At 69.8% G+C, this 1,085-nt stretch carries 1 protein-coding gene; it reads left to right on the forward strand.

The window, feature by feature from the left end; genetic code table 11:
- Positions 1-100: 100 nt before the first annotated feature.
- The gene (locus ATM99_RS17540; RefSeq protein WP_062101319.1) at positions 101-1,084 is read left to right on the forward strand and encodes an IS481 family transposase; all 984 of its coding nucleotides are present in this window, start codon (positions 101-103) and stop codon (positions 1,082-1,084) included.
- Position 1,085: the final 1 nt, after the last annotated feature.

Consider the following 1,085-nt stretch of genomic DNA (forward strand, 5'->3'; position numbering starts at 1 on the left):
GCCTAGGTGTATTGACCCGGAACGTTGTTGACGTAGCGAGAGACCTCCGGGTCGAGTGGGAACTGCTCAAGGAACCCGCGTCGACCACTGGAGGTCTCTCGTGTCCCACGCTAACGCCCGGTTGACCCCTGCCGGCAGGTTCGTGATGGTCGAGCGCATCGAGGCCGGTCGCCCGGTCGCTCATGTCGCTGCGGAGATGGGTGTCTCGCGAACGACGGCGTGGCGGTGGTGGCGCCGGTATCGCGAGCTGGGCCGTGCGGGCCTGGTGGACCGGCCCAGCCGCCCGCTGAGCCACCCGCACCGCACGTCACCCTGCGTGGAGACGCGGATCCGGATCGCGCGGATGCTCTCGCGGCGCGGGCCGGTCTGGATCGGCCACCACCTCAGCCTGGCGCCCTCCACGGTCGGGCGGGTCCTGGCCCGGCACCGGGCACGCCTGCTGCGCGAGTGCGACCCGGTGACCGGCCTGCCGATCCGCGCGGCGCGAGCGTCGGCGGCTCGCTACGAGCACCCCTACCCGGGCTCGTTGATCCACGTGGATGTCAAGAAACTCGGGCGGATCCCCGACGGCGGCGGGTGGCGCGCCCACGGGCGAGAGGCGACCGTCACGGCGAAGAGCAAGCGTGCACCGATCGGCTACGACTACGTCCATACCGCGATCGATGACCACTCCCGCCTGGCCTACGCCGAGATCCACGACGACGAGAAAGGCACCACGGCGGCCGGCTTCCTGGCCCGCGCAGCAACGTTCTACGCCTCCCACGGCATCCGGATCGAACGCGTGATCAGCGACAACGCGTTCGCCTACCGCAACTCCCGGGAGTTCAAACGCGTCGCAGCCGACCTCGGCATCGTCCAGAAGTTCATCCGACCGCACTGCCCGTGGACCAACGGCAAGGTCGAACGCCTCAACCGCACCCTCGCCACCGAGTGGGCCTACCGCCGCCCCTGGACCTCCACCACCGAACGCGCCGCGGCCTTGCCCGCCTGGCTCGAGCACTACAACCTGGACCGACCCCACCTCGGCATCGGCGGACAACGACCCATCGACCGCGTCAACAACGCTGCGGGTCAGTACACCTAGG

Source organism: Cellulomonas sp. B6 (assembly GCF_001462455.1).
Classification (GTDB): Bacteria; Actinomycetota; Actinomycetes; order Actinomycetales; family Cellulomonadaceae; genus Cellulomonas.